Origin of the sequence: Delftia sp. ZNC0008, assembly GCF_000799035.1 — a bacterium.
In the GTDB taxonomy this organism is placed as follows: domain Bacteria; phylum Pseudomonadota; class Gammaproteobacteria; order Burkholderiales; family Burkholderiaceae_C; genus Comamonas; species Comamonas tsuruhatensis.
The window spans coordinates 1-6,403 of record NZ_JTKZ01000675.1; the positions used below are offsets into that span (position 1 = coordinate 1).

4 protein-coding genes are annotated in these 6,403 nt (G+C 63.8%); all 4 read right to left on the minus strand.

Annotated elements, in window-relative coordinates; all coding sequences use genetic code 11:
• Positions 1-2,055 (minus strand): proline dehydrogenase family protein (locus tag L995_RS22075; protein WP_047473724.1); only part of this gene is annotated, 2,055 nt, incomplete at its 3' end.
• 181 nt (positions 2,056-2,236) lie between these two features.
• Complete coding sequence (locus L995_RS32245; protein ID WP_197065175.1) at positions 2,237-3,244, minus strand: fimbrial protein; 1,008 nt, start codon at positions 3,242-3,244, stop codon at positions 2,237-2,239.
• A gap of 150 nt (positions 3,245-3,394) precedes the next feature.
• Complete coding sequence (locus L995_RS22085) at positions 3,395-4,285, minus strand: hypothetical protein (protein WP_156136113.1); 891 nt, start codon at positions 4,283-4,285, stop codon at positions 3,395-3,397.
• Positions 4,286-4,298: 13 nt separating this feature from the next.
• A partial coding sequence (locus tag L995_RS22090) for a fimbria/pilus outer membrane usher protein (protein ID WP_047473727.1) occupies positions 4,299-6,403 on the minus strand: 2,105 nt, incomplete at its 5' end.

Below are 6,403 nucleotides of genomic sequence, written 5' to 3' on the forward strand. Positions count from 1 at the left end.
CCGCGTGATGTCGGACAGCTCGGCCGGATTGCGCATGGCCTGCCAGCCCTCGGCACGCGCCGGGTCGGCAGGCAGGTCGGCCTCTGCGGGCGCGGCCAGATAAGTCTGGCGCGTGCTGTGCAGCAGTGCGGCGGCCAATGAGGCCAGCTGCTGCTCGTGCGCCAGATTCAGGCCCTGGGAATTGGCGCGGGCCTGCGCGTCTTTCTCGCCCTGCCGTGCAAACAGGTCGGCCGGCAGTGCAATGCGCGGGTGCGGCGCACCCAGCCGGCCTTCAACGCGGGCGATCTTCATCACCTCGTCCACCGGGTCGGCCACCAGCTCGGAGACCGGCACGGAGGCGTCGCCGATGCGGTTCACGAACGAGGTGTTGGCACCGTTTTCCAGCAGGCGGCGCACCAGATAGGCCAGCAGCGTCTCATGGCTGCCCACGGGCGCATAGATGCGGCAGGGGCGGGCCAGCTTGCCTTCGGAGGCCGGGCCCGTCACCTGTGCGTACAGCGGCTCGCCCATGCCGTGCAGGCACTGGAACTCGTACTGGCCGCTGTAGTAGCTGCCGCCCACAGCCTGGGCCATGTGGTAGATGCTGGCCAGCGTCTGCGCGTTGTGCGTGGCGAACTGGGGGTAGACGGCGTCGGGCGCATCCAGAAGCTTGCGCGCGCAGGCCAGGTAGCTCACGTCCGTATAGACCTTGCGCGTATAGACGGGGTAACCGGCCTGGCCGCCTTCCTGGGCGCGCTTGATCTCGCTGTCCCAATAGGCGCCCTTGACCAGCCGCACCATCAGGCGGCGGCGGCTGCGGCGGGCCAGGTCCACCAGGTGGTCCAGCACCTGCGGGCAGCGCTTTTGATAGGCCTGCACCACGAAGCCTATGCCGTTCCAGCCCTTGAGCGAGGGCGCGGCACACAAGGCCTCCAGCAGGTCCAGCGACAGCTCCAGCCGGTCGGCCTCTTCGGCGTCGATGTTCATGCCGATGTCGTACTGCTTGGCCATCTCGGCCAGCCGCAGCACGCGCGGCAGCAGCTCGGCCATCACACGCTCGTACTGCGCGCGGCTGTAGCGCGGGTGCAGGGCCGACAGCTTGATGGAGATGCCCGGCCCCTCGAAGATGCCGCGCCCGTTGGACGCCGCGCCGATCGCGTGGATGGCCTGCTCGTAGGCCTGCAGGTAGCGCTGTGCGTCGGAATCGGTGGCGGCCGCCTCGCCCAGCATGTCGTAGCTGTAGCGAAAGCCCTGCTTTTCATAGGCGCGGCTGTTGGCCAGCGCCTCGGCAATGTCCTGGCCCGTCACGAACTGCTCGCCCATCAGCTTCATGGCGCGGTGCACGCCCTGGCGGATCAGGGGCTCGCCGCCCTTGCCGATCACGCGCGTCAGCGCCGAAGACAGGTTCTTCTCGCTGCTGGTGGATGTGAGCTTGCCCGTCAGCACCAGGCCCCAGGCCGCCGCGTTCACGAACAGCGAGGGCGAGCGGCCCACATGGGCACGCCAGTCGCCCTTGCTGATCTTGTCGCGGATCAGCGCATCGCGCGTGGCGCGGTCGGGAATGCGCAGCAGCGCCTCGGCCAGGCACATCAGCGCCACGCCTTCCTGGCTGGACAGGGAAAACTCCTGCACCAGCGCCGCCACGCCGCTGCCGGCCGGCGCATCGCGCAGGCCCTGTACCAGCCGGGTCGCCAGCTCGCGCACCCTGTCGGCCTGCTGGGCATCCTGGGCGCGTGCCAGCGGCAGCAGCACGGGCAGGCACTCGGGCTCGGGCCGGTGCCAGGCGGCCGTGATGGCAGCGCGCAACGGCGTCTGCGGCAGGATGGATTGGGCGAATTCCAGAAAGGGTTGCACCTCTTGGCTGGTGTTGGGTTGCGCCTCTTCGATCGTGACATCGCCAGGGCTGTCGCCTGCGCCTGCAAGCCGGATGGTGGTTGCGCCGCGCTCCAGGGCATCGACGTACCGGACGACGGCCTGCTTGATCAGCCAGTGCGGTGTGCGCCCGATCTGCTGGGCGGAGATGCGGATGCGCTCGCGCAGGGCGTCATCAACCTTGATGCCTACGGTGGTGGACATGGTGTGTCAGTGAGGAATGGAAAGGTGGGAAATGCGAATGGAGATGCACCATGAAGAAGACATGGTGCAACCTTGCTTGGTTGAAATGTCGCAGAGGTTGCGACGTTTTTGGACTGGGGTTAACCCTTTTGTCTCGCGGCCCAAGCCGATACCGCCGTGTTACGGCCGTGCTGCGACCGGCCTACTGGTAGTCGATGGTGAAGGTCGCCAAGGCATTTGCACTGCCACCGCCGCTCACGGTATTCCTGATCTGCCGGTAGCGCGCCTCCAGGTCGATCTGGAAATTTGCCGTGCCCTGCGAAATCGTGCCCGCCTGCCAGCCGTTGGCTGCGCCAAAGCCCTGGACCGCGCCATTTCTCAGCACCTCCACGCCAACGCCGCTGACCTGCGAGCCGGTCAGCGCCAGCACTGAGGGGACTTGCGTGTCCGTCGTGCCCGACAGCGTCACGAAAGGCTTGATCTGGGTGTTCGGGTCGCCGCCGGAGCAGCTCAGCTCGATGGAGAAGGGCACCTTGTCCGTGGTCGCACCCAAACCCGTGAAGCGTGTGTCGGGATGCGTGCCCAGCGGTACGCTGATGCTGTCCGACACCAGCGTGCAGGTGGGATTGGTGGGGACCAGGGTGACACCGGAGAAAACGTATTGCGCGGCGAGTGCTCCGGCAATTTTCATTTCCATGTATGGTCCTGCCAGTTGGATATCTCCAAAAATAGTACTGATGGGTCCTGTTTTTATGAATTCTATTGTAATGATGAAATTTTCTCCCTCGGGAATGGGATACGAATTTGTCAGTATGGGCAGTTCGTTGGGAATTGTTCCAATCCCCTTCATCGATATGCGCAATCCTATTCCGGAGACATTGCTGGGGTAGATTCTGACATCAGGTGCTCCGATTCCTGAAAATGAAGGTCTGCTAGCGCCGGAGCAAACCACTTGCGCAATTATTGATGAATGAGTCTTGTTGTTGACTACTGGTTTAATCGGAATTGTTGCAAACACTTTGCCGTTTGGTTCGGAGTTTATGTTGATGGGTAAACTCAGGACCTGATTCACGGGGTAAGATGCAATGTAATGGTTCTTTCCATCAGTGGTCGGATTGGAGTCAGCCGGCATGCAGATTGCTGCATGGGATGCGGAAATGGTGGAAAAAATGATTCCCATGGAAAATGCGAAAAGCTTGTATATATTCATTCTGGTTCTCCATCTGGAATCAAGGCGCCACTTCGAAAGAACAACGTGGCGTCTTGTGCCGTGTGCCGTTAGCCCTGGCATGTGCAGGCGCATGGCATCTCTGAGGAGTGCAGCGCCTGCTCCAAGGCCCTCGCAAAGGCAGGCTTGGGATCAGTGGCGGTTGAACGAAAGCTGGGCGACACTGGAACTTCCCATGACCGGCTTGATGCCTGGCAGTTCATCCGCAAGGCAGGATGGAGCTTTGGCGATCATTTCCGGCAGCCTGCCCTCAGCAGCGGGGCGACCGGAAGAATGGGCGACGGCGGCCGTGGCCGGGTTCTCTGCGCTGAGGCTCGCGGTGCAGAACGGACCGGTCGGAGCGGTGGCCTCACGGTCAAACTGGTATTGGGCGATGACCACGTCGTCGACCTTGTATTGAAGGAAAACCCCTTTGAGGGGTCCTGCCTGTTTGATCGGGCCAATCTTCACCAGATAGATATAGATGGGAGCATCGGACAGTTCCTGGATGGGAAAGTAGCTCTGTATTGCATTGCTTGGGTCGGTCGGAACAGGCATTTTTCTGAAATCTATGCGCAGTCCTATGCCGGGAATGGAGCTCTCATAAGCCCGGTGCTTCTGGTGAAAGGTGCCCACGCCATACCAGCCAGAGGTTTGGTATTTTGCACAGAACATTGCACCCCCTTTCATTCCAGTATATTTCTTGTTGATGATATAAGGGAGAAAGGCGACGCGGCCCACTACACTGCCGATTGCACGAGATTCAATATCAAACGGCAGTGGGACCTCCAGCGTTCTACTGGGCAGGAGGACATAGTGATTTTTGCCATCGTTGATGGAATTGCCGACTCCATCGTTAGAGCAAAAAGCTTGCGCGTATGCCTGGCCTATGGAAAAAATGAAGAGTACTGAGGACAATGCGATGGCACGGGTAATGGTCATGAAAATGCTCCGTTGCTGAAAGAAAAGGCGGTTCTTGGATTTCAATATCGCAGGGCAGGTGACCGGCGGACCGCGTGCCGGAAAGTGGGTGGGCACCGCCATGTACCGCGTCGGTTCAGACGCCGACCGAGGCCTGGGCTTGTGTCGGCGAGTCCCGCAATTCACCCACCAGGCTGCGATCGATCCGCAGGCCAGGGCTGTTGTCTGCCTGGCCGTCCGGCGCCAAGGGCGGCTGCACCTGGCCCGTGTACTGCTTCGCATCGGCCGTGGTGCGCAAGACACTGATGCGCAGGCTCAGCCGCAAATCGCCAAGGTGCTTCTCGGCCTGGAAGGGCAGGCTGGACTGGCGGATGGCGATGGGGCGCGAGGTCTCGGCTCTGTGTGTCAGCGCGGCCTGATGGGACGGCGCTGCGGCAAGATGGGACGGCACGCAGTGCAGGTCCATGCTGGCTGGCACACGGGAGCCGGTGGAGCGCTCCCGCGCCGGCAGCGAATAGGCCATGCTGCAATGGGCGGTGCCATCGCCGGCCTTCCACTGGGCGTGCAACTGTCCCTGGTCCGACAGGCCGCGCAGCATCAGCTTGCCGGACTGGCCCACTATGCCCAGGTCCTTGCCGCTCTCGTCCGAGACGACGGCGCCGAAAGGCACGGGCGACGTGTCCGCCTGCGTCAGGCGCAGCACGGCCGAGCGGCTGTAGGCCGTCCTGAACACCACCATGGCGGCGGCACCGGCCACCGGTGCGACGCGCCGGTTGGTTTCCTGCAGTTCCACATCCATTGACATGCCCTTGGGGTCCAGCGACACCTCGTTCATGGCGTAGGGTGTCATGTAGGGCACCACGGCATAGCCCCGTGCATCGATGCGTACACCGGGCGCATTGGTGAGGCGCGCGCCCTCGGCATGCGGGGCCTGCACGATGGCGAAGGTCTCGCCCAGGGGCTGCGACAGCGTGACCCCTCCGGGATGGGCGACCAAGGCGCCGCGCGCGCCCAGTGACAGTTGCTGGCCGGCCCGGCCCGCGCTCACGCTGCCACTGAACAGCGTGTACGGGCGGCGGTAGAGGGCATTGGCGCCTGCATTGAGGCGCGATCCCTGGTTGCCGCTGCTGCCGTATTCGGCATTCAGGCCATAGGAGAGATCGCTGCCGGCCTGCCCGTAGGTGCTGGCCTGCAACTGGTTGCCGCCGCGCGAGTCATGTGTGAAACGGCTCATGACTCTGGGCTTTCCCGCCCCCAGCGGAATCGTCACCCCTGCGTACAGCTGCGTGCTGGGGCGGCCCCAGGCATCGCGCTGGCGCGAGGCCGACAGGTTGTAGGGAACGCCCAGCCACGAGCTGCTGTAGTTGAGCGTGTAGTCCACGCGGCGGCCCGCGCGGTTCCAGTAGTTGTCCATGGAGGCGGAAATGCTCAGGTTGCCGCCTTGCTCGCCCAGGCGCTGGCTCAGTGTCATTGCGGCGCGCGTGCGCGGGCGCGACAGCAGGGGCGGTGCGCCGCTGGCAGCGGGCCGGGTCAGGTCGCGCGCCCGCATGGCCTCGTTGATGCCGAAGAACCCGTTGGTGGAATAGCGGTAGGCAGCCAGGGTGATGCCCGTGCCGGACTCCGGGAAGGTCTTGGCGTAGGTGACTCTCAGGCTTTGTCCTGAGTAGCTGCGGTCATGGGGGATGCGGGTGCTGGCGTGTGTGAGGTCCAGGCCAAAGGCACCCCATGGTGTATTGAACACGGCGCCCAGCGTGGGCGAGAAATAGCCCTTGGCGACCGTGGCGCCGCCATAGGCCGTGAGCATGTTCGAGAGGCCGTACTGCCAGCCTGCCTGCGAGAAGAGCGGAGCGCTCTCACGCAGGCCGCGCACCGCGCCTGCTGTGAGGCTGTAGCGGTGCTGGCCCTCGCGCAGCGAACGAGGAACGGCCGCATAGGGCACCGAGAAGGAACGCACGGAGCCGTCGGCCTCCTCGATATCCACCTGCAGGTCGCCGCCATAGCCGGTGGGGTACAGGTCATCGATCACGAAGGCGCCCGGTGCCACCGTGGTCTCTTGCAGCTTGATGCCGTTCTGGCGGATGACCACCCGGGCGTTGGAATTGGCCACGCCGCGCACCACGGGCGCGAAGCCGCGCTGCGACTCGGGCAGCATGCGGTCGTCCGTGCGCAGCCGCAGGCCGCGGAAGGAGACCGAGTCCATGATCTCCCCGTCGGTGTAGGTGTCGCCCAGGATCAACGCGG